Source organism: Propionispora hippei DSM 15287, from assembly GCF_900141835.1.
GTDB lineage: Bacteria > Bacillota > Negativicutes > Propionisporales > Propionisporaceae > Propionispora > Propionispora hippei.
Genome location: NZ_FQZD01000023.1, coordinates 18,345 through 44,915 on the forward strand (window position 1 = coordinate 18,345; position 26,571 = coordinate 44,915).

22 protein-coding genes are annotated in these 26,571 nt (G+C 51.6%); 2 read left to right on the top strand and 20 right to left on the bottom strand.

Annotated elements, in window-relative coordinates; all coding sequences use genetic code 11:
* Positions 1-142: 142 nt before the first annotated feature.
* Positions 143-817 carry a hypothetical protein gene (locus F3H20_RS12905; protein WP_149735334.1) on the top strand — a complete coding sequence of 225 codons (675 nt, stop codon included), beginning with the start codon at positions 143-145 and terminating at the stop codon, positions 815-817.
* Positions 818-943: 126 nt separating this feature from the next.
* On the opposite strand, the gene F3H20_RS12910 is transcribed toward F3H20_RS12905, so the two are convergent.
* The 20 genes from F3H20_RS12910 to F3H20_RS13005 form a co-directional block, all read right to left on the bottom strand.
* Positions 944-1,939, bottom strand: a complete 996-nt coding sequence (locus F3H20_RS12910) for an asparaginase (RefSeq protein WP_149735335.1) — start codon at positions 1,937-1,939, stop codon at positions 944-946.
* Positions 1,940-2,007: 68 nt separating this feature from the next.
* A complete protein-coding gene (gene ftsH / locus F3H20_RS12915) occupies positions 2,008-3,936 on the bottom strand; it encodes an ATP-dependent zinc metalloprotease FtsH (protein WP_149735336.1) in 1,929 nt (642 codons plus the stop codon).
* A gap of 127 nt (positions 3,937-4,063) precedes the next feature.
* Positions 4,064-4,603: a hypoxanthine phosphoribosyltransferase gene (hpt, locus tag F3H20_RS12920; RefSeq protein ID WP_149735360.1), complete on the bottom strand. Its 540-nt coding sequence runs from the start codon at positions 4,601-4,603 to the stop codon at positions 4,064-4,066.
* On the bottom strand, positions 4,593-6,008 hold the full coding sequence (gene tilS, locus F3H20_RS12925) for a tRNA lysidine(34) synthetase TilS (RefSeq protein ID WP_149735337.1): 1,416 nt from the start codon (positions 6,006-6,008) through the stop codon (positions 4,593-4,595). The genes hpt and tilS overlap by 11 nt, the downstream gene beginning before the upstream one ends.
* Before the next feature lie 43 nt (positions 6,009-6,051).
* Positions 6,052-6,507: a threonine/serine exporter family protein gene (locus F3H20_RS12930; protein ID WP_149735338.1), complete on the bottom strand. Its 456-nt coding sequence runs from the start codon at positions 6,505-6,507 to the stop codon at positions 6,052-6,054.
* 24 nt (positions 6,508-6,531) lie between these two features.
* Entirely contained in the window at positions 6,532-7,290 is a 759-nt protein-coding gene (locus tag F3H20_RS12935; RefSeq protein WP_149735339.1) for a threonine/serine exporter family protein, read from the bottom strand.
* Between the two features lie 255 nt (positions 7,291-7,545).
* On the bottom strand, positions 7,546-10,011 hold the full coding sequence (spoIIE, locus tag F3H20_RS12940) for a stage II sporulation protein E (RefSeq protein WP_149735340.1): 2,466 nt from the start codon (positions 10,009-10,011) through the stop codon (positions 7,546-7,548).
* A 478-nt stretch (positions 10,012-10,489) separates the two neighbouring features.
* Positions 10,490-10,939 carry a S1 domain-containing RNA-binding protein gene (locus tag F3H20_RS12945; RefSeq protein ID WP_091745395.1) on the bottom strand — a complete coding sequence of 150 codons (450 nt, stop codon included), beginning with the start codon at positions 10,937-10,939 and terminating at the stop codon, positions 10,490-10,492.
* Positions 10,940-11,215: 276 nt separating this feature from the next.
* A complete protein-coding gene (locus F3H20_RS12950; RefSeq protein ID WP_223191757.1) occupies positions 11,216-11,521 on the bottom strand; it encodes an FtsB family cell division protein in 306 nt (101 codons plus the stop codon).
* A gap of 115 nt (positions 11,522-11,636) precedes the next feature.
* A complete protein-coding gene (yabQ, locus tag F3H20_RS12955) occupies positions 11,637-12,134 on the bottom strand; it encodes a spore cortex biosynthesis protein YabQ (RefSeq protein ID WP_149735341.1) in 498 nt (165 codons plus the stop codon).
* A gap of 16 nt (positions 12,135-12,150) precedes the next feature.
* Complete coding sequence (locus F3H20_RS12960) at positions 12,151-12,867, bottom strand: lytic transglycosylase domain-containing protein (protein ID WP_188128323.1); 717 nt, start codon at positions 12,865-12,867, stop codon at positions 12,151-12,153.
* A gap of 34 nt (positions 12,868-12,901) precedes the next feature.
* The gene (locus F3H20_RS12965; RefSeq protein WP_149735343.1) at positions 12,902-13,183 is read right to left on the bottom strand and encodes a YabP/YqfC family sporulation protein; all 282 of its coding nucleotides are present in this window, start codon (positions 13,181-13,183) and stop codon (positions 12,902-12,904) included.
* Positions 13,184-13,907: 724 nt separating this feature from the next.
* A complete protein-coding gene (locus F3H20_RS12970; protein WP_223191758.1) occupies positions 13,908-14,882 on the bottom strand; it encodes a SpoIID/LytB domain-containing protein in 975 nt (324 codons plus the stop codon).
* Positions 14,883-14,956: 74 nt separating this feature from the next.
* Positions 14,957-17,005, bottom strand: a complete 2,049-nt coding sequence (locus tag F3H20_RS12975) for a methyl-accepting chemotaxis protein (RefSeq protein WP_149735344.1) — start codon at positions 17,003-17,005, stop codon at positions 14,957-14,959.
* 192 nt (positions 17,006-17,197) lie between these two features.
* Complete coding sequence (pstA, locus tag F3H20_RS12980) at positions 17,198-18,076, bottom strand: phosphate ABC transporter permease PstA (protein WP_149735345.1); 879 nt, start codon at positions 18,074-18,076, stop codon at positions 17,198-17,200.
* A 1-nt stretch (position 18,077) separates the two neighbouring features.
* Positions 18,078-18,986: a phosphate ABC transporter permease subunit PstC gene (gene pstC, locus F3H20_RS12985; RefSeq protein WP_149735346.1), complete on the bottom strand. Its 909-nt coding sequence runs from the start codon at positions 18,984-18,986 to the stop codon at positions 18,078-18,080.
* Positions 18,987-19,120: 134 nt separating this feature from the next.
* Positions 19,121-19,996, bottom strand: coding sequence for a phosphate ABC transporter substrate-binding protein (locus tag F3H20_RS12990; protein ID WP_149735347.1), 876 nt, complete (start codon positions 19,994-19,996; stop codon positions 19,121-19,123).
* A 207-nt stretch (positions 19,997-20,203) separates the two neighbouring features.
* Complete coding sequence (locus tag F3H20_RS12995; RefSeq protein ID WP_223191759.1) at positions 20,204-22,051, bottom strand: GGDEF domain-containing protein; 1,848 nt, start codon at positions 22,049-22,051, stop codon at positions 20,204-20,206.
* Between the two features lie 522 nt (positions 22,052-22,573).
* Positions 22,574-23,266, bottom strand: coding sequence for a zinc dependent phospholipase C family protein (locus F3H20_RS13000; protein WP_188128324.1), 693 nt, complete (start codon positions 23,264-23,266; stop codon positions 22,574-22,576).
* 49 nt (positions 23,267-23,315) lie between these two features.
* Positions 23,316-24,467, bottom strand: a complete 1,152-nt coding sequence (locus F3H20_RS13005) for an MGDG synthase family glycosyltransferase (protein WP_188128325.1) — start codon at positions 24,465-24,467, stop codon at positions 23,316-23,318.
* 207 nt (positions 24,468-24,674) lie between these two features.
* Between F3H20_RS13005 and F3H20_RS13010 the strand changes: the two genes are divergently transcribed.
* On the top strand, positions 24,675-26,474 hold the full coding sequence (locus tag F3H20_RS13010; protein WP_149735350.1) for an ATP-binding protein: 1,800 nt from the start codon (positions 24,675-24,677) through the stop codon (positions 26,472-26,474).
* Positions 26,475-26,571 lie beyond the last annotated feature (97 nt).

Genomic DNA, 26,571 nt, shown 5'->3' on the forward strand with positions numbered 1-26,571 from the left:
TGGCGTCCGCCGTCACCAATTCCTCTAATCTTTCAAGGAAAGCTCATTATAAGTTCTATTTCTCTCCTGTCATGATTTTGTCATATCTGAAGCCTATACTAAAACTGACAAAAGAACCCAATTATGATACGGAGGGATTCACATGAATGTAAAAAGAATTTCCCAAACGGCTATGGCAGGTCTGGTTGCCGCGACCTTCCTGGTAGGCAGCCTGGCAGTGTTGCCGACAGTACAAGCGGCTGACGGCGCCAATCGCCCGGCGATTGAACAGCGTCACAAGCTCACTCCGGAACAGATAGCCGAACACATTGCCACTACCTTTTCGCTAGATAAAGACACGGTCCTGCAATACTATAACAATGGTACAAGCTTCAAGGATATCCGGCATGCCGCTTTTTTAGCCAAAGCAGGCAACCTCTCGCTGGATACTGTTTTACAAACTAAAACCGACAGCAATTCCTGGCAAGACGTAGCTCATACCCTGAAAATCAGCCCGCAGCAAATCAAAGCTGCCCGCATAGATTTACAGGCGAACCATCTAACCAAGGCCGGTCTTGACAAGCAAGCAGCCGTTACTCTCTTAAATCAGGGCTATCATCCCCGCGATATCGCCTGCGCCAATCAATTGAGCAACGATACAGGTAAATCCATCGCCGATGTGCTGTCTTATAAAAAGATCAACAATACCTGGCAGGAGGTAGCCACTACCCTCGGTGTCAGCCCCAAACAATTCAAGCAGGAAATGAAAAATCTAAAAGGCTCTTTCCCACACCATGGCGGCTTCCACCAGGGAGGCACCGATCGAATAGCCTATTAATTTTAACCATTCCAAATTAGACAAACGCAATAAAAAAGAACCTGACTTACGCCAGGTTCCTGCGCAGACCGGCCTAGCTTTTGGCCGGTCTGTCTTTTCATTTCAGAAGAGATAACTGCCTTCCTGTCAAAAAACAGCTTCCACTGTCCCAATAACATCGCCGCAATGATTTTTTTGCACAAAGGGAAATTTAGCCGCCAACAACTCAAACTCCTGAGCTGAAATCAAGTCCAGCTTTTTCAGAAGAGAAATGACCACCGGCGCAATCGGCGCGTTACCACCATCGTCAATTTTGAGCGCTATCCCCAGTCCTTCATTTACCGCCGACAGACAATAGACCGCCTCAGCACCGACTTTGGCGGCCAGACGTCCCTTGGTGACTTGCATGATTACCGTGTCCAGGCGGCCGGTGCCGGCAACTATCTGAGGATAAGCCAGCATCGCATTCCGGATGGCGACGACGGCAGCCTGGCTTTCACCCCAGTCGGCTGCCGTCGGATTCGCCAGTTTGGCATAAGCCAGCGCCATATTCCGTAAAGGCAGGTAAAAGACAGGAACGCCGCAACCGTCAATGCCTGTCTCCACTTCGGCTACCGGCAAGCCGGCTGACCGGCTGACCGCCTGCAGCATCAATTGCTGTACCGGATGTTCCAGGGCAAAATACCGGTCCCGCGGCACCTCCAGCAAGGCAGCCAAAGCCAGCATGCCGGAATGTTTGCCGGAGCAAGGATTGTGCACAGCCTGATAAGGCAGGTTCCGGCACATCAACTCCCTGGCAGCTTTACCGCTGAGTGGTCTGGCCGTGCCGCAGGCAAGGGCCTCGGTAGTCAAACCGATTTTGCTTAGCAGTTGACTGATGATCTCCACATGGTCCGATTCACCGCTATGGGAAGCCGTCATAATGGCAAGCTCCCTGGTTGTCAGGTTAAACCTATCCAGACCGCCCCGTTCCACCAGCGGCAACACTTGAAAAGGCTTGGCCGCCGACCGCCAGAACATCCTCCGTCCGGCATCGCCGACCTGATACTGCACCTGTCCTGTCCGGTCCACCGCCACAATATCGCCGCGGTGAAGGCATTCCACCTTGCCACCGCGGGTATAGTGTAGTAATACTTCACTCATAGCCAATTCCTCCTATAAAGAAGAAAAGACTTGTATAGTGCAAGTCTTTTCCACAATGATGTTACTTATTAACGTTGCCAGCCGTGTTCGCGGGAAAGGTACACGATTTTCGGTCCCTCTGCCACACCACCACTGCCGGTATTATCCTGTGCAGCCGGTTCAGCCGATTCAGCCGATTTGTCTTCCCCTACCGCCGCGCCATCAATTTTTCCTTCTTTTAACAACTGCTCCAACTGAGACGCTTCCAGCGTCTCCCGCTCAATGAGTGCCTGGGCAATTAAATGCAGCTTATCAATATTGGTCCGCAGCATTTCTTCCGTCTTGGTATAGGCATCCTCAATTAAGCGGCGTACTTCCTGGTCTATGGCCGAAGCCACCTCTTCGCCGTAGTTGCGGTCGCGGGAAATATCACGACCCAAAAATACTTGCTGATCTTGCCGGCGGCCAAAGGTAATCGGTCCCAGCGCTTCGCTCATACCGAACTCGCAAATCATTTTGCGCACCAGATCGGTAGCCCGTTCCAGATCGTTTTGCGCCCCTGTGCTGATCTCGGACAGAACAACGGCCTCTGCCACCCGGCCACCCAGCAGGGTTTTCAATTGATCTAAGAGCTCCGAACGGGTCGCGTAATAACGGTCTTCTTTCGGCAGCATCAGTGTATAACCACCGGCCCGGCCGCGGGGAATAATCGAAACCTTGTGCACCGGATCGGTGTGAGTCAGCAGCATGCCAATCAAAGCATGCCCGGCTTCATGATAGGCGGTAAGCTTCTTTTCCTTGTCGCTGATCACTTTGCTTTTCCGTTCCGGTCCGGCAACCACCCGTTCCACTGCTTCTTCCAGCTCCGGCATTTCAATACGGCGCTTGTTGCGGCGCGCCGCCAACAGGGCTGCCTCGTTAACCAGATTGCTCAGGTCGGCGCCGGTAAAGCCGGGCGTACGACGGGCCAGTACTTCCAAACTGATCTCCTTGGCCACCGGTTTTCCTTTGGTATGGACTTTCAAAATCTCCGAACGGCCTTTTACATCCGGGCGGTCGACCACAATCTGCCGGTCAAAACGGCCGGGACGCAAGAGTGCCGGATCGAGAATATCGGGACGGTTGGTAGCGGCAATAATAATAATTCCCTCATTGACGCCAAAGCCGTCCATTTCCACCAGCAACTGATTGAGCGTCTGTTCGCGCTCGTCATGTCCGCCGCCCAAACCGGCGCCGCGTTGACGGCCAACAGCGTCAATTTCATCAATAAACACAATGCACGGAGCATTCTTTTTTGCCTGTTCAAACAAGTCCCTCACCCGGGACGCACCGACACCGACAAACATTTCCACGAAATCGGAGCCGCTGATGCTGAAAAACGGTACGCCAGCCTCGCCGGCCACAGCCCGCGCCAGCAGTGTTTTACCTGTTCCTGGCGGTCCAAACAGCAACACGCCCTTAGGAATACGCGCTCCTAAATCATTAAACTTTTTCGGATGCTTCAGAAACTCGACGACCTCTTCCAGTTCCTGCTTCGCCTCATCGGCGCCGGCCACATCGTGGAAGGTCACTTTGATCTTGTCTTCGCTGTGCAGCTTGGCACGGCTTTTACCGAAAGACATCACCCGGTTGCCGCCGCCCTGGGTTTGCTGCATAATGAAAAACCATACGCCGATCAAGAGCAGCATCGGCAGAATTGACGAGAAAATTGTTGTCCACCAGGGTGGCTGTGGCGGCTGTTCAGCCTTAATATCCACATTTTTTTCCCGTAATGTATTAATCAGTGTAGGATCATTGGGTGCAACTGTGGTAAACTCCTGACCATCCTTAAGCTTACCTTTAATCGTATTGTCCACGATCGTTACACGTTCAACCTTTTGATCCGTTGTTTGCTGCAGAAACTGCGTATAGCTGATTTCCTGCTTGTTCGTGGTACGCGATGAATAGTAGTCAATTATCGATATGGCAATGATGATAATTAACAAGTAAAAACTGACATTACGAAAAAATTTATTCAAAAAGTAGCCCTCCTCTCACTAGAGCCCAAAACCGATATTCCTCAGAGGTTTAAATACCTCCATAGTAGAACATTATACCATAACTGCCACTACTAAACAATTTTTTGCCTTCAGCTTTTAACAAATTTTATGGTTCATATACTGCCGGTTTCAAGATACCGATAAACGGCAGATTACGGTACTTCTCGGCATAATCCAATCCATAGCCGACCACAAAATGATCCGGTATGGTAAAACCGTTATAATCTATATGTACATTCACCTTCCGGCGCTCCGGTTTGTTAAGGAGCGTGCACATCCGGAGACTGGCCGGTTTGCGTGATTTGATATTATCCAGTAAATAATTTAGGGTCAGACCTGAATCAATGATATCCTCTACCACTAGTATGTGCTTTCCTTCCACTGTTTCATCCAGGTCTTTTAAAATACGCACCACGCCGCTGGAGGACGTACCGGCACCATAGCTGGACACCGCCATAAAATCAATGGCAACCGGAATATCAATCGCCCGCGCCAGATCGGCCATAAAAATAACCGCCCCGCGCAGTACGCCAATCATCAAAATTTCCTTGCCCGCATAATCCTGAGAAATCTGCCTTCCCATATCGGCAATCCGCTGTTTTAGCTCCTCCGTGCTAATCAGCACTCTTTCCACATCATCCATCATCGAATGTATCATCTTTCTCCCCCTGCTTTTCGATTGTTAGCTGCAATAAATTCCGAGTATTGCTGTCTATTTTGCCCCGTTCAGACTGCCTGAAACCACAGACCCACAGTATTCCTGCTGCATCGTAGATGATCGGCACCTGATCGCGCTGTTGACGCTCTACCTTGGCGTCAATAAAAAAGTCCTTCAATTTTTTGCTGCCCCGCATACCTGACGGAACAAAACGGTCTCCCGGCAGACGCGTCCTGATACCCAAGGGCGGCACAAGCTTGTCGGCATCAAAGACCGCGTTCTGCGACGAATGGTCATCAGTACTAGCTTGCAATAATCGGGCGTGAACTATGCACCCTAATTCCGCCGCCACCGTGCGGCCCGGTACATTCAGCAGGATGTCCACCGGAGCAGGAATCTCCGGCTCCGGCGGTCGGGACTGAGTGCCAATGACAAGACCGTTGTAAGTCTTGCGTGCCCAAAGGCAGCCGGGCAACGGCAGGCAGGCGCCTACCTGTCCGGTTAAAATCATCTCTATCATTTTTTCCACATGATAGAAGCTTATTCCTCTTAGATTTCCCTGTTTTTTTTCAATTGTCAAACGCAATACTTCCCGCTGCAGCGCACAGGGCAGACCAGCAAACTTCTGTCCGTCCAGGGCGAACACCTCCGGCTCGGTTTGTACCGTTTCCTTCCAGATCTGTTCGGCTGCCGCCCGGACAAATGCGTGCTCCTCGCCAATGATCGCCGCCGTGCGGCACAAAGACTCCTTAATTGCCGGATTATAGCGTTCCTCCAGCCAAGGCAGCAGTTCCAGACGTATGGAATTGCGCAGATAATCGGTTTGCCGGTTGGTGCTGTCCGTGCGAGCCGGCAGTTTGTGCTCCCGGCAGTAGGCCTCAATCTCAGACCGGGTTACCGCCAGCAGTGGCCGGATAATTCCGTTGCCGGCCGGCAGCATACCCGCCAGTCCGTCGCTGCCCGCGCCCCGTAAAAGATGGATAAGTACCGTCTCAGCCTGATCGTCCCGGTGATGGCCTGTGGCAATAGCTGCCGCTTTGACCTCGGCGGCAACTTCCCGCAAATACCGGTATCTTAGGAACCTTGCCGTCTCCTCCAGAGAATGTCCGGAGCCGGCGGCCAAAGCCGGAACGTCTAGCGCCGTGCTATAGCAACGGATATCCCGTTGCCGGCAGAAATCGGCGACAAACTGCGCGTCTGCCGCCGACTCGGCCCCCCGGATCATATGGTCCATATGGGCCGCCACCAGTTCAATACCATAGGTTGAACGAAAAGCTTGCAGGATATGCAGCAACGCCAGTGAGTCCGGACCGCCGGAGCAGGCCAGCAGAATGGTATCGCCGGATCGCAGCAGCGAATGACTTTCTATGTATTGTTTAACTTTTTTTATCATACGACCGGCTTCTCCTCTAGAGCGTGTCAAAAAACTAGCCGGATTATTTCGGCAGCTTTCCGACACGCCCTAATTTATTATAATTTATCACCAGGCGATAGACGGTAGAACTGGAAAAAATGCCGAAAGCAATGGCGGCGCCCGTTAAAACGGTACGCATAGCCATGGATACCCCGTCTACGTAGTGTCCCTTTACCATATATAGCATGGTCGTATAGGCTTCGCTGCCCGGCACCAGGGGGAAAAAGGCGGGAATAATAAAGATGGTTGCCGGTTTCTTTAGCAGCCGGGCCAATAACTCGGCCGATACGCCGATGACAATGCTGGCCAAGAAATTAGCCATTATCGGGTTGGCTCCCGCCAGTCCCGCCAGATACATAACCCCCCAGGCGGCCACGCCAACGCCGCCGGCATATAGCAACAGACTACGCGGAATCCGGTACAACACCCCGACAGAAACAGACATTAGAAACACCGCCACCAATTTAAAAATAACCATACTACCTTCCCTTTCACCGCTTTTTCACAGGACCGTCGCCAGGACGATAAAAACGCCCATGGCTACCGCCACCGCCGTTAGCAGGGCTTCCATACCCCGTGACAAGCCGCTCACCAGATCACCGACAATGAAATCACGCAGCGCATTGGTAATCGCCATCCCTGGCACCAGGGGCATAATGCCGCCGATAATAATGCTGTCACGGCCCAACTGGGGCCAGTAATAGTATAAAACCGAACCAATCACCGCCACTACTGCGCCGCCTAAAAATTCATAAGCTACCGGCGTTCCCTGCAGCCGGGAAACAACATGGGCGATATAGCGTACCGCGCCGGCGGCCACAAAAGCCGCCCCAATCTCAAAAAAGCCGCCTGCCTGCAGAACGGCGGTCGTCGCCCCGATGGCGCCCGACGCAGCTATGGAAGTCGGCAAGGAAAATCCGCTCCGTTCCTGGGAGATGCGCAGCAGGATGGCTTTGGCGCTGCCAGGATCAATGCGCCGTTCCACCAGACGGCGGGACAGCTCATTCACCTTGGCAATGCGGTCCAGGTTGATCGTCCGGTCCCTGACCCGGCGAATCATTGTCAGCGACTGGCCTGACGCATCGCTTACCGTCAGAAAGACCCCTGTCGGAATGACAAAGCTCTCCACACCGGCCGCGCCACAGGCCCTGGCCATATGCTCCATCGTTTCTTCCACCCGCCGGGTCTCGCCGCCGTTTTTTAGCAGGACTTCGCCGGCCAGCGCCGCCAACAGAACAATCTTTTCCAAGGGAATTTCCACACTGCCACCACCTTTGGTATTACTGTTCGCCCAGATTATAGAATTTCCTTCTGGGTCCGGCAGCCCGACCCCGGGAAGACCGCCGGCATGAGCAGAAAAGACAGTCCACAAAACAAAGTGATGTGCCAAATGATCACGTTCACAGGCTTCACAACCACTCGCGGGTCCTGACCGTACAAAATAAGGGAGGGTACTAAAATAGTATGGCTCCCTCCCTCGTCGCTTATTAAATCCCGGCACAGAAAAACAGCCGGTTTATCCGGCTGTTTTTCCCTGCAGGGCATTGGACTCGGCAATCCGGACGGCCAACACCGTCATATCATCCCGTAGGTGTCCGCCCGATAAACGCTTGGCTTCTGCCAAAATCTGCTGTGCCACCTCCTGCGGCTGGCTGCTGCGCAGACGCCGCAAATAATTAATTACCCAATTCTCTTTGCCGGCGGCCGTCGCCTGCACATCGGCCACACCATCGCTTACCATGACAATAATATCGCCTGCCGCCAGTTGGGCCTCTACCGGCTCAATCTCGATCTGCTGCAATATGCCGATTGGCAACGATGCCGACCGGATCATACCTACTTCATGAACCCGCTTTACAAAACTTGGCGGAGCGCCAATTTTGAGAAACTCCACCGCTCCGTTGTAGGTGTCAATAATCGCCATATCCAGCGTAACAAAGCTTTCAGCCGGTCCTTGCAGCAACAGCATTGCATTGGTTGTCCTAATGGCCGATTCCACAGCAAAACCGGCAGTCAGCAGCTTTTCCATAAGTTGTACCGCCAGAGAACTTTCCTTCGCTGCCTGACTGCCACTTCCCATGCCGTCGCTTAGCAGCAGCAGCGTTTTTCCTTGCGGCAGATGGGTAACGGAACAGGTGTCGCCGCAGACCTGCTGTGCTTCCTTGGACAAGCTGGCCATACCGGCCTGTACGGTAAAGCGCTTGGCCGGCTGAAGCGTGATTTGGCAGGGTTTGTGTCGCAGGGCATGGCCACACTGAGTCCGCAGCACCATTCGTTCCTGCAGCAAATTGGCGGCCAACGGCAAAATAACCTGTCGGCATTCCTGCCGGTCCTGACAAGGCTGCTTTTCCAGCCGGATACACAGTGTTCCCTGGCGGCCATTCACTTTCACACCGGTCACGGGGCAGCCCGCCTCGGCTGCTTTTGACGCCAGCAACGCCGCTGCTTTTCGGTCATCATTTGTTTCCCTGACCACTTCCTGCGCCAGGTTGCCCACAATATTGGCAATCGCTTTCATTTGTTCGGCCACCAACTGCCGCTGGCCGGCCAGCTTGTAACGGCTGCCGCCACTGCCGCCACACTGTTCAGCCACTGCAGCAATAGCCGCTGCCAGTTCCCGTTGTTTAATGCATACGCTGCGCAAATGAGGCGGCAATGTACTGCCCGCAATAGCTTCCCCAGACAGAATCACCTCACTAATCACCTGACTTGTCCGGTAGAAATCAACTTCCCAGCAATTGGCCCGCTGGGCGCAGGCCCCACAAACCTGTTCATCAATGGCCGCCAGCATCTTGGCAGTAGCCTCTTCCCGAAACTGTTCCGATCGCGGCTCGCTAACCCGGTTGATGGTCACTGCCAGTTCCTGAAATAAATCAGCTACATGAGTCAGCTTAGCCGCCGCCTCGTTAATTTTTGGCGACGGTTTTGCCCCTTCTCCCCGCGGCACAAAGCGTGCCGTCCATTCTCCCAGCCAGCTCATGGGCAGGCAGATAAAAGGAATCGCAGCCAAGGCAGATTCACTTAATACATTTAACAGTTCAGCAGCTTGTCCAAAAAATAATATGGTCAACAGACTGCCTGTTTCAAAGCCTAAAATAACGGCAAATTTACCAAATTTACGAAAAACACCGGCAAAAGCCCCGGCCAGGGCATAATACGCCACATGCAGCACCGCGCCGTCCAGCAATCCGGCGGCCAGACCAAGCACGGTTCCGGCAGCGGCACCGGCTCCCGGTCCACCCGCCAGGGCCAGGATCATAATCAGCAGACTGCCGGCCATATTGCGTACATTGTAATCCAATAACCACCAGCCGTCCAAGCCGCTGGTAGCAATCGCCAACAAGACAACCAGACACATGAAGGTTTCCTGACTGAGCTGCCGGCCGGCGCTTGCCGGCGCTGCCTGCAAAACCGGAAAGGCGTATAAAAACGCGTAGGCCAGCAACATACACATGGCGGCCTCCAAACAAATCTCCAATACCGTATACAAGGTAACAACCGGTAGGTTCATATAAGCAAGTCCCAGTCCACCGAACAATACCGTGCCCATCAGAAACAACGGAACGGCCAGAAATTTCCGATGCAGCAGCGTAAGCTTGTCCGCCAGCAAAAAATAAAGCAATACTGACAACCCGTAAACCGACGCCTCCGAATAGTGTCCGGCCGACAGGCTCCCCACTATTACCCAAAACCCGGCCCCTAAAGCCTGGCTGGGCAAAAATTGAGCAGTTGCCGCGAAAAAGGCCAGTCCGAAGGGGGAAATTTCGCCGAGAATACTGACTCTTGACAACAAGAAAGCCAGTACGGCAACAAATAAGTACTCCGCCGTCAGCATCACCGCAAAACGCCTAACCAACCGGCGTCCTACCTTGAAACTTTCTGTCATTCCTTGCTTTATAGCAGGCACTGCACTGACCTGTTCGGCCATTTCCGGCAGCCCTACGGCTTTATCCGGCAAAGAAGCTACTGTTACTTTCGACATAAGAACCTCCACCTCTGCTATCTAGTCTCTTGGCAATTCTAAAACGACAGAATGATGGCGGCTATGTTTCACAACACAAGGCGAAAGAAAGAGGCATACCGGACGTATGCCGTCTGACGACAACGCAGTGTTACGAAATATAGACCGTCAGCATTACAGGCTTAGGGTTGTCCAGAGACGCTCATCTGTACTATCATTTTACAAAAAGGAGTATCCAATCTTTGTCTGAACAAGTCGCCCAACTGGAAAAATATTCCGACATATGACAAGCGAAAAATACAAATATATCCATGACCGCCATTAATCAGCAGCGGCAGCTCCAGGAAACGGCTGAGTAAATTGTCGATACAAATACAAAACAGCTAAGGCTTGCGCCTGTATTTCGCTAAAAAACAGATACAGGCTTCGCCGCTTTACTTTATTCCGTAACAGATTTTCGATACAAAAAAAGAACCTTCCCTCAGGAAGGTTCCGTCTTTTATTCCGCTCGGCGGGCAGCGCCACGGCCACCACGCTTTGATTCCGTGTTGCGCTTAAGATCACTTAACCGTTCATCGCTGTCTTTCAGAAACTTGTTCAGCTTATCCTCAAAAGAAACGGTGTTAAACTTGTTGGGACGCCGATTGTCATTGGCAGGGCGCCGATTATCATTGGCGTATACTCGTTTGGGGCCTACAGCGGCATTAGGATTTGGCGCTTGCAACTGTTTGATGGACAAGCCGATTTTACCTCGCTCATCAACCGACAGCACTTTGACCTTTACCTTATCCTGTTCCTTGAGAAAATCTTTTACATCGCGGACATATACATCGGCGACTTCAGAAATATGGATGAGACCGACTTTTCCTCCAGGCAGTTCAACAAACGCCCCGAAATTTGTAATCCCGGTTACAACGCCCTCTACCACACTGCCAATTTCAATGGACATACTAACAAATATCCTCCCTTAAATAACTCGTTTTGCAAACATATTATACTCTTCACGGTGAAAAGGTGTCAAGAAATACTGTTACAATTAACAATCTTATAACAATAACAGGGCGCGTTTCCAAACTAACGGAATAATCCATGGCGAGAAATTATTCCGTCAAACGAGACAGCAGGCTGCAAAACCAGCGGCCCCTATTTCGTAACAGGTTAACAAAATACGGCACAAAAGCATCGTCATGAGGCATTTCGGATAGTATGAAAACACATCCTACCCTTATTCCCTGGCCGGAACATAAGGCACTTCTCCCGGTTTTACCAAACCCAGTTCCTCCCGGGCCAGCTTCTCAATATAGGCCCGGTCATTCAGGCGGTTACGTTCCTCCGTCAGCTCGACGTGACGCTTGTCGGCGTCTGCCAGCTTGGCTTTCGTCGCCTCAAGCTCCTGGTTGATCGCATTAATCTGAGATTGTTGTCCAAAAGAAAGATAGGCAAAATACACAATCAGTCCGACAACGACCAGCCTAAACCATTTCAGCCGGTATTTCGGCCGCTGCTTGATCACTTTCAGCACCACCATCATTGATAATTTCCGGCGTCACGGGGCCGCCGGCAAAAGGCAATACAGCATTCGCTTTTGCCTATATTCGCCAGGCCGCCCCATTTTCCTGCCACTCCGGACGCCTGTTATTAGAAAACTACTTCTCCGGCGGCCGCTTGTTTAAGCGCCAGGGTCTACAGCTGCGGCAATATCGCCCGGCGCTCCGCCCCGCAGCCGCCAGCCGGCGCCCAGTAAACAGAAAGGGAAAGACCAGTGCTCCAAACAGGATAGCCACCGGTTTTACTACCAGCCAGAACAGCAACAGTTTCAGGTACCTGAGACCGGCACCGGTCAGCCGGAGCCCCTGCAACAACAGCCGAATGACGAAGGAGCTGGCCAAACGATAGTAGAGGGCGGCACCGGTAAATAAGCCGATAAAGACATATAGCCTGAGTTCACCGCCGTTGGTGAACAGCAGGATGCCGAAAACCACAGCGGTTGCAACCAGCCAGTATAAAAAATCGGCCAGTGCCGTACTCCATTTTTTCAACCTGAAAGTTCCCCGCAAAACCCGGTAACCGTCAAATAAAATGCCTAGCAGGAAGCCTGTTGCCGTCATGACACTAAACACTGCAGCCTGCCCGCTCAATTCCATAGTCTCACCCCTTACCCTAATACCACCGCCAGGATTTATACCTGGTACGCAGTTGGCGCCCCTGATACACCAAAAGCAGCAGCGTTGCCCCTGTCAGCAGGTGCAGCGGCAGCCAAAGGGCGGTCAAGCCATCGCCTGGCCAGATAAGCGGCTCTTGCCGCAGTTCGGAAGAGTACCGCGCAATCCGGGACAGATACTGTCTGGTTTCATCATAGGGCGGTACGCCGCCGTAGTCATCCACATCCTGCGGTCCGGCATTATATGCCGCCAGTGCTTGTACGGCATTACCCTTATACCGCTCCAGCAGGCGGCTCAAATACACTGTGCCGATCCGTATATTTATCGCCGGATCAAAGTAGCAGGCTTCATCGCTCCGTCCGCCTGTAGCATGAATCTCACTGTTGATTTGCCGCCAGGTTTCCGGCATGACTTGCATCAGCCCCCTGGCTCCTGTCGGGGACACCGCCTGCGGATTGAAGGAACTTTCAGCGAAAATCACACCAGCCACCAGTTCCGGATTGACGCCGGTCGCTCCAGCCGTCTGATTGATCAGTCCGGCATAGGGGATGTCCGCCGGCACCGGCTGCCCCGGCGCCGCTGCCCGGTCATTAAAATGCCGCCAGCTTAGGGTCCGGTATCCCAGCACAGCTGTATGCAACACGCCGTACGCCAGCAGCTCAGCCAGCAGCAGCCAGACCAGAAAGCGCCATGTCTTTAGCAATCTGCTCCGCAAGCCCATTCCTCCCCTGTCTGCCGGGAATAACCGTCTATTTTAAAAACCTTTCCAACAGCCCTTTCTTCTGGTGTCCGCCGTCATCATAGCTAATGCTCTTGACCAGTCCCTCCACCACCAGGCTCCCTTGCTCCAGATTAAGCTGTTTGATGTTGAGATGCTCTCCTTTAATCGACAGCAGGCCCTGCTCGGTTTCCATGATCATCTCATTTTCATCATAGCTGCCCAGGCTTACCACGCCTTCGACCTCCAATTCCTCCCTTTCCACTAACCGCAGTTGATGCTGCCACTTCGGTGTTCTATTATCAACCGGCATACCTTTCCCTCCCCGATGATCCATCGACTTAGTGATGTATATGCAGGGACAATGTATTCTATTACTTTTCTTTTTATCATTTAATATTTGTTCTTACCCACTTCCCTTTTTCTTTCTTAAACTTAAGGGTATTCTGCAATGGGAGCTAAAAAGTACTGAGCAAACTACCAGCACCCGGAGAAGGTCGTATCTTAACCTAAGCGTAAGTCAGCGACAGCACTCCCGCATTGTTAAGATACCATCCTTTCCAGGCCTGCTTACTGAGATAAACTGCCCTAATCATCTGTTCCCCTTTTTGTCATGATACAAAAAGGGGCAAAAAAATCTAGGCCAGACACTCCAAAAGGCTTGAAAAAGGAGCACCTTCCTAAAAATCCGAAACTCGCTTCGCTCAAACAGACGGATTTTCTTAACGGAAGGCATTCCTTTTTCATCCTGCGGACCGCCTTTTTCCGTAACGGCCATCAGGAACGACGCAAGTTAATGGATTGACAGTTAAATAAGTGAAACTATCCTCCAATAGGCGCTAAAAAGTGCTGCGCAAACTATTATCACCCGGGGAGGGCCGTATCTTAACACAAGCGTAAGTCAGCGACAGCGTTGAAGTGTTGTTAAGGTACGATCCTCCCCGAGCCTGCTTGATTGACGCTGACCGCTATCTTCTCATAAAAAAGAGGCTATTGCATTAAAAAACCGCAATAGCCTCTATAGCTTGAGTTAACGCTTACTCCCACCGTTTTTCGATGGTAACATCCTTAAAGTAATGTCCGATGATATCTTGTGCCTTTTTGCCTTCTTGGGCCATTTTGTTGGCTCCCCATTGAGAGATGCCTACGCCGTGACCGTAGCCTTTGCCGGTAAAGCGAACGCTATTGCCTGTCAGCTCAATCTTATCAAGCAACATGGACTTTAGCTTGCTGCTGCCCAGCCCGATGCGCATTTCCGGTCCTGAAACCTCAATAGTTCCGTTGACCAGCAGCGTCAGCGCCCGGCCGGAAGGACCTTTCTTTCCGATTTGCAGATTATCCAGGCTGGTCACATCCTTACCCAGACCGTGCAATACATCCATGACTTCCTGCTTGGTAAACTCGGCTGTCCAGTTTTGCACATCGGCGGGAGCCAGATCGTCCGGCGATTGTACACTGGTGATATACGGCGGCTCATCCTCTTTAAAATCCAGGCCTTCTTTAGCGGTGGCCGTTATACCGCCGGCACTGGCATGAAACCAGGCATGAATCGGCTTACCCTGGTAGGTAATGATTTGGCCGCGGGTCATATCCACGGCTTTTTTTACCTGATCGTTGACCGCTTGGGCGTCATAAGCCTGAAATTCCTTAATATCGGTCGAGGCCTGCGTTCCCCGGTCAGGTACGCCGCCCTTTTCCTCAATAGCCTGCAGGGTAAAAGTCCTGGCCAAAATCGCCTGTGTAGCCAGTGCTTCCAAGGGCCAGTCATTCTTCATCTCACCAGCCACCACACCGGCAATATAGTCTTCCATTTTCATGGAGCGTTTCTCACCGGTTTCATGCATATACACGGTGATGGTCGGTTCGGTCCCTTGAGCCGTTTGCTGCTGGGGCGCCGGCGGCTTTTGTTCCGGCTTTTGCTGGGGCGACTTCGACCAGGAACAGCCGCTGAGCAGCAGGATGGCGGCAAGCACAATCCATAGCTTGACATATATCGGTTTCATCTTCTGCATATCACTGCCTCCTTAGCAATTATCTGCTATTAGTATGACAACGATACGAGAATTTTATCACTACTCGCCAATTTTTACACCGTAAATTGACGTACCATGGACTCCAGATTGGCAGCCATGCTTTGCAGCCTATCTACCGCATCGGTAATTCGATGAGCCGCGGCTGCCTGCTGCTGGGAAACGGCGGCAATTTCCTGCGTACTGCCGGTATTGCCGGCCGCCAGTTCGGTAATATGGGTTACGGCCTCAATGGCTTGACCGCATAGCAGCATCTGCGCATCGGTTTCCTGGGTAATCGTCCGGGCCTGCGATCTGACATACTCAATATCTTCCACAATTTTGGTAAAGGCAACGCCGCTCTGCTGGGTGATAACCACCCCTTTATCCACATAACTGCGACTTTGCTCCATTGCACTGACAGCATCCTCCGCCTCATGGTGAATCCGGCTGATAATATCGGCAATCCGGCCGGTGGCCTGTGTCGACTGCTCCGCCAGTTTTCGCACTTCCTCCGCTACCACGGCAAAGCCCCGCCCGGCCTGACCGGCCCGGGCCGCCTCAATGGCTGCGTTAAGCGCCAACAGATTGGTCTGATCGGCGATTTCCTTGATAATATGAGTAACCTGGCCGATCTCCTTGGTGCAGGCAACCAGTCCGGTAACCGTCTTTCCTGTTTTGTCGGCCAACAGCTTAATCTGATCCATCGTCCCGGTCGTTTGTTCAATCACCGACTGGCCTTCCAGTGCCGCAGCGGCGCAAACTTCGGTCGAACGGGCAACCTCCTGAATACTTTCCGTTACCGTCCGGGTCACACCGACCAACTCATGCAGCAAAGCCTCAGTAGTTTCGGTATCGCGGCTCTGTTGTTCCATCTGGCCGGCAATATGTACAATCGATTCTGCCACATGACTGCTGGCCGACTTAGCCTGTCCAGCAGCCTGTCCCACCTGGCCGGAGGATCCCAGGACCAGTACGGCTGTTTCCTTTACCGACAGAACAATTTGCCGCAAATTAGCCGTCATTTGATTGAACCCACCCGCCACACGTCCCAGTTCATCATGATTCCTATTGTCCAGTTGATGGGTCAAATCACCGCCGGCAACCCTTTCTACCGCCTGCTGCAGTTTTTTAAGCGGCAGCAGTGTTTTGCGGATAGCAAAAAAACCAAGCACCACAAAAACGAGGGTAATCGCCGCTGTCACAAAGATGCTATGCCGCACCGTTGTGTAGGCTTCTGTTAAGGCCAGCTCTTTCGGATAGGCTGCAATAGCCAGCCAGGGAGTATTGGCAATCGGCCGGTAAGAGATCAAATATTCCTGACCCCGGAAAACACCGATGGTATCACCGGTTTCTTCGGTTACCGCTTTTTTATAAAAATCGTCGGACAGCACCTTGCGTTCAATGACCGCCGACGAATCGCTTTGATAAAAGAGCGGTACTTGCCCGTGATCAACAATAATGACGGCATAGCCCGGATTCTGGGCTAATACCTCCTCCACCATGGTATAGAGGGTATTCAGCGAAATATGTGCTCCCAGCACGCCTGCCACCTGGTTGCCGCTGCCGTATACAGGCGTGGTTCCAACCAGTTGCAACTGCTGATTGGGTCCGGCCACAGGCTCCGAGATTTGCGTCCCCCCCTGCAAGGCTGTTTTAAAATAGCCGGCATCTGCCAGCGACGTCATGCTCAGCGGCTGGGTCGACCATATCAGGCTGCCGTCAGGCCTAGCCACGAATAAAGGATCATTACCGCCATAGTAGGCCTGAATCGTCTCCAGATACTGCCGGATAGCCTCAGGCTGCATCGTCCGCAGCCCCTGATAAGCCCCGGCTACCGTAATAAAATTCTTTTTACTTTGCAAATACCGGCCGATATCACTGGCCACGCGTTCAGCTACTTTATTGTTTTTATCTACAGCAGCGTTTTGCAGGCTGGACATGGTCTGCGCGGCAAAATACCAGCCGGTCAGCAGCATCGCCAAAGAGCAGATGAGAACAATAAAACCTGTGGCCCGCGTCACCAAAGAAGACAGTAACTGCCGCACGGCCTGCTTACCCTTTTCGTACCGGCAGTTTGGCAAACCTCTGCGAATGCTCTTCAGACCTAGTTTGATTCGGTTCATCCCCGTGCCCCCTAATCCATGTATGTTCGTTTACATATTACCATTTTTTTCTTTACCCACCTATAGCAATACATCATATTTAACAAAGACTTAACATCGTGTTAATCTTTCGCTCATATTAACATAACAACAGGGACAGGGACCCTTTTATAGTCCCTGCCCCTGTTGTTATAAAGTCGGCTATTCTTTTTATTAATGCTTTCCGGCACTCAGCTTTTTCTGCAAAAGCTGTCCCGGAATAGTAAACATCAGGTTAAAGGCTAGAATAGTGATAATCAGCAGCGCGCCAATACCATTGGCAATCTCCATCCGGTCTGGCACCAGGCCGACCGCCATAACATACCACATATGCACCGCCAGTGTTTCGCCGGCCGCCGTCACATCAAAATTGGGAATCTGACGGGCTACGGTCGTACCGGCGGTAAATATCAAAATAGCCGTCTCACCGAGGGCCCGTCCTGCCGTCAGCGTAATACCCGTGATAATTCCCGGCAGAGCATTGGGCAGCACAACCCGCCAGATAGTCTGCCACTTGGTAGCGCCCAGCGCCAGGCTGGCTTCCCGGTAAGAAACCGGTACGGTGCGGATCGACTCTTCCGTTACCCGCACCAGCACAGGCAGATTGAGCAGCATAAGGGTAAGCGAACCCCCGATAATACTGAAACCAACTCCCAGCATATTCACAAAAATAATCATGCCGAACAAGCCTAGGACAATGGATGGTACAGTCGCCAGGCTTTCGGTACTAAGACGGATCATATCGGTAAGACGGCTGTTTCTGGCGTATTCGGCCAGATAGACCCCCGCACCAATGGCAACCGGAATTGAAAAGAGCAGGGACAGCACCAAAATATAAAAGGAGTTAAAAAACTGCGCTCCCACACCGCCGCCCACATTAATATCACTCGACCGGCCGGTAATAAAATTCCAGGACAACACGGGAGCTCCTTGATATAAAATGTACAGCAAAAAAACTGCCAGAATGCCCATGATCAGCAGACCTGCTCCCCACATCACTGCCGTCGCCAAATGGTTGATCAAGTAAGACCTCTTAGCGTATGTTCCGTTCATCTCAGCCCACCCTTTCTTTGGCAATCCGGCGAATAACCAGAATCATCCCCAATGACAGTAAAAGCAACACCAACGCCATCAAAAACAGTGAATTACCCCAGGCCGAACCAAACGGCGTGTTGCCCATTTCCACAACAATCTCACTGGGTAAAGTGGCCGTAGGCATAAACAGCGACTTTGCCAATTGCGGCGTATTCCCGATGACCATTTGTACTGCCATCGTCTCACCGATAGCCCGGGCCATGGCTAAGATAACCGAGGTTAAAATACCCGGCAAGGCGGCCGGCACCAGTACCTTCCATAGTGTCTGCCAACGGGTCGCGCCCAGGGCCAGGGAGGCCTCCTCCAGCGTACGGGGCACCGCCCGCAATGCGTCCTCCGAAATGCTGATAATTGTCGGTAATATCATAACCGCCAGAATCACGGCCGCAGCCAACAGACCAAAACCGGAACTGGCATGAAAGGTTTCCCGGATAAAGGGCACCAGGATGGTCAGCCCCACAAAGCCATAAACCACGGAAGGTATGGCCACGTACAGATCAGTGGCGGGCCGCATGAAATTTCTCAGCCGCGCCGGAGCAATCTTGGCCATGAACATGGCTCCCGCCAAACCTAGCGGCGCGCCCAGCACGATTGCCAGCAGCGTGACGAGCACCGACCCGGCAATGAAGCTAAACGCACCATAACTGCCTTCGCTCGGGTCCCATTTTGTTGAAAGGAAAAACTCGCTGGGACTGACTTCCTTAAAGGTGAGCAGCCCCTGCTGCCCGATAAACAGAATGATCGACAAGATAATAACCGCCATTAAGCCGGCACTGGCAACAAATAAGTACCGGACATATTTATCACAGAGAAGTTTCCATTTATGTTCTCTATCTTCTACTGTTACACAGTTCTCTGCCAACTCCATGACCTCACATCCTTATATTTCTCTTGTGTTCATTATAAAGCACCGGGTCAGGGCAATTTGTTAACGCTTTGTAAAGTTTCTGTTAAATAAAAAACAGGCCACCAGAAGGTATGGCCTGTTTTCGAAGAAAGCGCTTATTTCTTCACTTTGGTGATAGGAATAAAACCGTTTTTCTCTACATAGGTTTCCTGGAATTCTTTGCTCATAACATAGTCAATGAAGGCTTTCACCGCACCGGTGGCTTCCCCCTTGGTATACATATGCTCATAGGCAAAGATAGTGTACTTGCCGCCGATAACCGCATCAGGGCTGTACTTTACACCGTCTACCGCCAAGGCTTTCACCGTGTTGTCGGCGTAAGCGGCGTCAACGTAGCCGATAGCACCGGGTGTGCTGGCAATCGCCGAACGAACCGCACCGTTAGAATCCTGAATAACGGCATTGTCAGTAAAAGCGGCACCTTTCAGTACCAGATCACTGATGGTAGCGCGGGAACCGGAGGATTTAGCCCGGTGAATCAAGGTGATTTTTTCATCCTTGCCGCCCACATCTTTCCAATTAGTAATTTTACCGGTCAGAATATCGACATATTGCTGTTTTGTCAGATTATCCAGAGTCACATCCTGATTGGCAATAAATACGAACGGTGCTACTGCGACCTGATGATCAACCAGGCCTTTATCTTTATATTCAGCCGGCAGATCAACATCGGAGTTGCCGATATTCACCGAACCTGCCGCAACCTGATTCATCCCGGTGAAGGAGCCGCCGCCGGCGATATTGATCGTCACCTTGTCATGTTTTTTCTGGAATTCCTCCTGGGCTGGTTTGAGAAGTGGCAGCAACGCCGTCGAACCTGAGGCCGTTACCGTACCTTCCACTTTAGCCTCAGCCGGCTGGCTTTTTCCTTCAGTGCCTGCCCCCGAGCTACCGCAGCCTGCAATCACACTCATACTTAGAACAAGACCCAACAAAGCGGCCAAAGCCTTTGACTTCTGAACAAGTTTCATCAAATGAGACCTCCTATTTTTTTGGCTATGTTCTCATTGTAAAGCATGCCCAACTGGCCTGTGTTAAGCGAATGTTACGGTTTTGTTAACTTTCTGCCAATACCTCATCCGTTCCACCCCAACGGCCTTCCGAAAAAGGAAAAGCCGGCCAATGCCGGATTTGCGGATTTACACCAACTCTTTAATTACTGAAGAAAGAACAACTGTTCAATGGCCGCAGGCTTCAGGCCCAACAAAGTAGCAGCTTTTCCAGATCACTTTACAGCGTTTTTTTACGCCTCCGGCGGTTTCAGCCAGTGCAGCCGTCGACTTGAACTGGCCGGCCTGATTTTTTACCACGGCAATGGACAGGGAAATCAGCGGATATTTTTCTTCCACACCATGCCGGTTTTTGGCAATAATATATCCCTTGTTTTTATCCCGCTCGGTATAAAAATCCAAAATCCGGTTATCAAACAATTCGATGAGCGACTGGCATAGGACTTCCACCTCCACCTGTTTTACCACGGCGATAAAATCATCGCCGCCAATATGCCCGACAAAACAATCCCGGTTGCCCCAAAGCATCACCTGCTGTTGAATCATCTGGGCCAGCATGGACAACACCTTGTCGCCGTTGTCAAATCCGTAGGTGTCGTTGTAGGCTTTAAAATTGTCCAAATCAAAATAGAGCACGGCAAAATCGGCCCGCCGTTCCAGCTCCAGCCGCAGTTTTTCCTCAATCAGAATATTGCCCGGCAGCCCGCTGAGCGGATTACAATGCTTAGCGCGGTTGACCTCCAGTTGAGTAGTTTTTTCCAGCAGGGCTTTTACTGTAGTAATGCCATAATACAGGCCATTGCGCGTTACGATAATATAGTCATATAAATTTTTTTCCGGACGGGACACGGCGAATTTAGATACCTGGTCCAGGGGCATATAATAATCAACAATCAGCGGATTGCGATCCATAAGCAGGCTTACCTGCCGCTTGGTGTATACAGCTACGCCGTACTGGGTGCCTAGTCGGCCAAAGAGGGTATTGCGCATCAAAAGACCTACCGGATAACTGTCCTGAACAATGGTAATCCCCATTAAGTTGGGATTACAGTCAAAGTGCTCAATAGCCTGCGAGCCGATTATGCTGACTTCAAACGCCGGATCGCGGCGGGCAATATCACCGATCGGTATAGTCAGCGGCGTATGAAAGAGTTCTTGCTGCTTTTGCTCCTGCTTGTCTATAACATGCTGCCTGATGGCCGGCAAAATATCGTTAAATTCCGGCTCTGGCCGGCCCAGGAAAAAACCTTGCCCATAAGGAATGCCAATAGAGATTAAGGTGTTGAGCTCATCAACAGTTTCAATGCCCTCAGCAATAATTTTCATATTCGTCAATACGGCAAACTCCTGAAAAGCCCGCATCAATGCCTGTTTTAGCGAGTCCTTATCAATATCGCGCACCAGATCCATGTCGATTTTCACAAACTGCGGTCTGGTTTCAGCCAGCATTTTCAGGCCCGAATAACCGGACCCGGTATCATCAATCGCAATCTTATAGCCCTGACTGGTATAATTGTCCAGCACCCGCCGAAAACTTTTATAATCGTTGATTGAAGTTTTTTCGGTAATTTCAAAAATAATTTTGGTTGCGTCAATCTGATAGCTGTCCAGAATTTCCTTGGTGATACCCTTTTCAAAACGGGCATCGTTGATGATTTTCGGGTCCACATTAATAAACAGCATCTGCATGTCCGACAGATGCTTTGCCTTTTCCAGAGCCTTTGTCCGGCATAAAAAATCCAAATCCCAAACCTTGCCACTCTGCTCGGCGGCTAAAAACAACAATGCAGGACTCTCCAATGGAGAGGTCTGCGGGCCCCGGCTCAAGGCTTCATAACCGGCAACCGTCCCATTGGCTAACGATACAATCGGTTGAAAAACCGGCCGGATTTGTTTATTGGCAAGAATCTGCTCAAACTCCTGTAGCATATCTGACGTGATCATCGTATCATTCATTGCACCATCTGCGGCACGGTTAGCCGGTTTTTTTGAGGCTTCCCACTTAAGTGCCAGCACATTGGTTCCTCCGATAACATTTTTTTATTCTATTAAGCAACTGTTTTTTAGGGAACCGCTGATTTAATGAGCCTGCCGGCCTGGCGAGAGATTTTTTCGACTGGCAAGGAAGCAAAAGCGCAGGAATAGCGGCCCCTATTTCAAAATTTTGCTGCCGCAGCCAGACGGAAAAAGATCCGCCAGTGATTCGCCCACTTTGAAAGTACAAATTAATTTGCGGGAATTTTTTCGTAAGGCAAGGCGGAGGAGACGCACCTATCGAACATAGGTAAGTCGACGACAACGAGGCCTTGCGGAAAAAGGACCGTAAAGGAATTGTATTTTCAGAGTTGGTTGACCACTAGTACCTTGTCAATCCTAAAGCTGTAAGAATAATGGCGAGGCTATTTTTCGCGAGACAAGGCGGAGGAAGGAGGCATACCGTTAGTATGCCTCCTGACGACAACGAAGGCTTGCGGAAAATAGGCCGTCAGTATTCACAGGTTTAGGGTTGATGAGGTAAGTCGGTGGTTCCCTTCGCGGTTACCCGCCGTTCAAACTCTGCTGCGGCAGCCCAACCTGTTCGGAAAACCGTTGCAGTAAGCCGGCTGTAGTGCGTTGGGCCAGCGGTAACAATACCCGTGTTGCCGAGCGAAAGTCCGTAATACTTGCCGTTTCATTCACCCACTCGAGCAGATCGGCAGCAACTAACGCGTTATGTAAAGCAAGCCGGCAGGGGTGCTCACTGTCATATACGCCCTGTCCTTCGACGGCAAACTCGTGATGATGCTGCTCGGCCCAGCGTTCATACTCGCGGTGACCGCAAAACAGTTTGGCTCTGGCATGGTGCGGCACACACACATCCTGCAGCAGGTGCGCCGCCGCTCCCAAAAAGAATACGGCCTTGGCGATTTCGCCAAACTCAAAGTGCTGCAATCCCCGGTTGTAATAACTCTGCAGTTCGGCGAGAGCATTGCTAAAATGCCACAATCCCCTGCCACTGACCGGATCAAAGTAATGGCCGGCATTTTTCCAGCCGCCGTCCGCCCAGTAGACGCCAGCGTTCAATTCAGCCAAATAACTTTCAAAAAACACCGCGCTCCCCATGAGTCCGTCTTTTTTCAAAGTAGCAACAGCCTGCCTGTTGCAGAATTCATGAGTAATACCCGGACGGTCAAGCAGACCCTGCAACGGACTGGCTATCGCCAGCATCAGCGTTGTACCGGAATATTTCACAGAAGGAGATTGGCTCCCTTGCACACAGCATCACTCCTCGCCCACCGATTTAGAAACCAGCTACGATTCCCCGTTTATCGAAGCGGCGGCTGATAATAGCGGCAATCGCTTCCGCCGCCCTTGGCTGTCCAAGCTTTTGTGCATTCTCCTGTACAAAAGCCGCAATATTGCCGTTCACAATCATGCCGGTCAGGAGCCGTTTTAATTCAGCGTCATTTCTTACCCAGAACGCCGCTCCTTTGGCATCCAAGTAAGCTGCATTTTCCTTTTCCTGGCCCGGAATCGGCGCATACAGCAACATTGGCAGTTTCATACTCAGCGCCTCACTGATCGTCAGGGCACCCGGTTTAGTAATCAGTACATCGGCCGCCGCCATCAGTTCCGGCACCTGACTGGTGTAGCCCAGCAGCTTGACCGGATGGCCGGAAGCCCCTGTAACCACTTTTAATTTTTTATACAATTTCCGATTCTTACCTGCCACCACCACCAGTTGCAGCGGCAGGGCAATTTCATTCAGCACATAAATCGCCTGGCTCACGCCACCCAGCCCCAAACCACCGCCCATGAGCAGCACGGTGTGGCAATCAGCTGCCAGCCCCAGCCGCCGGCCGGCTGCCGACCGGTCTACAGCCTGGGAAAACCGGGAATCAATGGGAATGCCGGTTACATTTATTTTAGCCGCGGCTACACCTTGCTCCAGCAAAGCCTCCCGCAATTCCGGCACGGCAACGAAATAACAATCCACTTCCGGATATACCCACAGACGGTGTACAGCAAAGTCAGTGATCACACCTATTAGCGGGATATGGATTCTCCCCTTCCGCTTCAAATAGGCGGCCGCGCCGCAGGAAAATGGATGGGTCGCAATCAGCCAGTCCGGTTGATAAGTTTCAATAATTTCCATCATACTTTCCTGTAAAACCCGGGCCATTAGGGTTCCCATTCCCGTTCCCTGCCGGCCGTTTTGGGTCCACCGGTATAAAACATCGTATATATTAGGTGACAAACGGAGCATTGTCAGATAGGTTTCCTTCATAAAGCCAGTCAGATAAGACCTTTCGCCATCCATAAAATCAACTACCGTAATCTGTGCCAGCGGATATCTGCTTTGCAGTGCGCCGGCAAGCGCGTTCGCCGCCCGGTCATGGCCCGAACCAATAGAAGCCGACAAAATCAAGATGTTTTTGATTTGCCTCGACATATTGTCCCGCCTCCCTAAACATCGCATTCTATGATTACAATGATAGCATATCACAGACAAATTGTACTACTTGTTAAGCACATATTAACTCTTGTTAATTTTTTGTTAAATAAAGCCGCCGCCGCCGGCATAGCCGGCTATAGGCATTGCACGGTCTTAATCAAAGGCTGTATAATGAAGGCATTATATTTCCGGGAGGTGTCGGCTATGTTCCGCTGGGGAATCCGCTCCAGACTGCTTGTTTCTTTTTTATTGCTGGGGATTATTACCCTGTCTTTATTGGGCGGCTATATTCTCTGGTACTTTTACCAACACAACCTGGAGAGCCTGACCAGCAACTTATTAACCCACGCCCAGGTTACCGAGCAGTTCCTGCTTCATTCCATGCATACCCCGGAGGGCAAAGCCTCCCTTGATCCGGAGGTCAAGGAACTGGCCGCCAAAAATAATCTGCGGATTACGATAGTCGATACGGCCGGAACGGTGTTGGCCGACTCGTGGGAGAATCCGGAAATGCTGGAAAATCATCTGTCCCGGCCGGAAATCAGCGACGCTATCCGCCAGGGTACCGGCACCAGCATCCGCTATAGTACTACCTTGCATCAGAATCTATTATATGCGGCTATTCCCATCCGGCAGCAGGGTGAACTATTAGGAGTAGTCCGTATCGCCAGTACGCTGGCCTATGTAGAGGCCGGGTTCGGCCAAATCCGCTCGGCCGTGCTGGCTGCGCTCTTCCTGGTCGCGCTGCTGACCATTCTGCTTAGTTTGCGGCTGGCCAAGCACTACACGGCACCGCTGGAGGAGATCACCAGCGCTGCCCTCGCTATTGCCAACGGAGACCTTAAACGTCGTGTCCACACCCACACCGGCGACGAGCTCGACTTTCTGTCTCAGGCGCTAAACAATCTGGCATCCAATCTGGATGACAAAATTCATGAAGCCCAGGCAGAAACGCAGAAGCTATCGCTAATTTTACAGCATATGGATAATGCCGTTATCCTGCTTGATCGCTACGGCCGGGTTACGACCATCAACAAAATGGCCAAAGACACCTTTTCCATTGCCGATGCCATGATGGGGCAGCATAATCTGCAGGTTATCGGCAATAGCCTGCTTAATCAGGCTATTCAGGAGACCCTCCAGTCTTCCGTAAACAAATCGATTGACTTAAAAACCAATATCGGCGGCAACAAACGGGTATTCCGGGTTTTTGTCGCACCCACCATTGACCCTGAACAGGAAACTACAGGTGTTCTTACCGTGTTCCACGATATAACCGTACTGCAGGAAATCCACGAGCGTCAGGCCGAGTTTGTGGCCAACGCCTCGCATGAACTAGCCACCCCGCTGACCGCCATTAAGGGCTTTGCTGAAACGCTGCTGGACGGCGCCCTCCAGGACCCTGAGCTGAGCAGCCGCTTTGTCAGCATCATCCACAACCAGGCTGAACGCATGCACCGGCTGGTAGAGGACTTGCTGCAACTGGCCAAGCTTAATTCCCAGGAATACCGTCAGCAAATCAGTCTGGAACCGGTCAAGCTGCAGCCACTATTAGAGACGGTAGTTCAGGAACTACTGCCGAATATCGAACGAAAAGAACAGCATCTGTCGCTGGAAGTGGCAGAAAACCTGACGATTCCCGCTCATCCTGACTGGTTAAAACAGGCGTTAGTCAATTTACTGGACAACAGCAACAAATACACACCCAACGAAGGAAAAATTATCATTACAGCCTGGCAGGAAGCGGCCCAGGCCTGTATCAGAATCCAAGATACCGGTCTGGGCATTCCGGCCCAGGACCTGCCCCTGATTTTCGAACGGTTTTACCGGGTGGAACGGGCCCGGACCCGCAGCACCGGCGGTACCGGGCTGGGGTTGGCCATTGTCAAATTCATTACCGAAATGCATGGCGGCCAGATTGACGTAACCAGCGAACTCAACCAAGGCACGGCCTTCACCTTACGGCTGCCGCTTGGCCCGACGACGGAAAAACAATCAGAATAGTAGTTCCCCTCACTGCCAACCGCGGAGCGATAACATCGTTTCGCGGTTGGTTTTACCTGATTTTAAAGAAACCATAACTCATAGCCCGCCGGCTTCG

Coding starts and splice junctions, on each gene's coding strand:
- F3H20_RS12945 (WP_091745395.1), bottom strand. CDS start 10,939: ATGTCCATTGAAATTGGCAGTGTGGTAGAGGGCGTTGTAACCGGGATT.
- F3H20_RS12905 (WP_149735334.1), top strand. CDS start 143: ATGAATGTAAAAAGAATTTCCCAAACGGCTATGGCAGGTCTGGTTGCC.
- tilS (WP_149735337.1), bottom strand. CDS start 6,008: ATGATAAAAAAAGTTAAACAATACATAGAAAGTCATTCGCTGCTGCGA.
- F3H20_RS12910 (WP_149735335.1), bottom strand. CDS start 1,939: ATGAGTGAAGTATTACTACACTATACCCGCGGTGGCAAGGTGGAATGC.
- F3H20_RS12930 (WP_149735338.1), bottom strand. CDS start 6,507: ATGGTTATTTTTAAATTGGTGGCGGTGTTTCTAATGTCTGTTTCTGTC.
- yabQ (WP_149735341.1), bottom strand. CDS start 12,134: ATGGAATTGAGCGGGCAGGCTGCAGTGTTTAGTGTCATGACGGCAACA.
- pstC (WP_149735346.1), bottom strand. CDS start 18,986: ATGGAGTTGGCAGAGAACTGTGTAACAGTAGAAGATAGAGAACATAAA.
- F3H20_RS12950 (WP_223191757.1), bottom strand. CDS start 11,521: ATGATGGTGGTGCTGAAAGTGATCAAGCAGCGGCCGAAATACCGGCTG.
- F3H20_RS12990 (WP_149735347.1), bottom strand. CDS start 19,996: ATGAAACTTGTTCAGAAGTCAAAGGCTTTGGCCGCTTTGTTGGGTCTT.
- F3H20_RS12975 (WP_149735344.1), bottom strand. CDS start 17,005: ATGAACCGAATCAAACTAGGTCTGAAGAGCATTCGCAGAGGTTTGCCA.
- F3H20_RS13005 (WP_188128325.1), bottom strand. CDS start 24,467: ATGTCGAGGCAAATCAAAAACATCTTGATTTTGTCGGCTTCTATTGGT.
- F3H20_RS12965 (WP_149735343.1), bottom strand. CDS start 13,183: ATGCCGGTTGATAATAGAACACCGAAGTGGCAGCATCAACTGCGGTTA.
- pstA (WP_149735345.1), bottom strand. CDS start 18,076: ATGAACGGAACATACGCTAAGAGGTCTTACTTGATCAACCATTTGGCG.
- F3H20_RS12970 (WP_223191758.1), bottom strand. CDS start 14,882: ATGCAGAAGATGAAACCGATATATGTCAAGCTATGGATTGTGCTTGCC.
- hpt (WP_149735360.1), bottom strand. CDS start 4,603: ATGATGGATGATGTGGAAAGAGTGCTGATTAGCACGGAGGAGCTAAAA.
- spoIIE (WP_149735340.1), bottom strand. CDS start 10,011: ATGTCGAAAGTAACAGTAGCTTCTTTGCCGGATAAAGCCGTAGGGCTG.
- F3H20_RS13010 (WP_149735350.1), top strand. CDS start 24,675: ATGTTCCGCTGGGGAATCCGCTCCAGACTGCTTGTTTCTTTTTTATTG.